This is a genomic window from Methylobacterium sp. AC433 (assembly GCF_979253015.1).
This window is the reverse complement of sequence record NZ_CEEDBN010000099.1, coordinates 1-243: the sequence shown is the minus strand read 5'-3', so window position 1 is coordinate 243 and position 243 is coordinate 1. Positions and strand designations below refer to the sequence as shown.

The 243-nt window shown below is 76.1% G+C and carries 1 pseudogene; it reads right to left on the bottom strand.

The features are described from left to right. Positions 1-27 precede the first annotated feature (27 nt). Positions 28-243 (bottom strand): annotated as a pseudogene (locus AC0IWM_RS23870) (glycosyltransferase family 4 protein); the annotation flags it as partial.

Below are 243 nucleotides of genomic sequence, written 5' to 3'. Positions count from 1 at the left end.
CGGAGAGCCCGCCGGCCGCACACGCGGTCACGCCTCGGCCCTGCCGGCGTCCCTCTCGGCCATCAGCGACAGGTAGGTCTCGGCCACGGCACGCCAGCTGACCCGCTCGACCCGTCGCTGGCCGGCGGCGACGAGACGCGCCCGCAGGTCCGGGTCTGCCGCGAGGCTCAGGATGGCGGCCACCCAGGCCTCGGGCTCTTCCGGGTCCGCGTAGAGGGCGGCACTCGCGCAGATCTCCGGGAG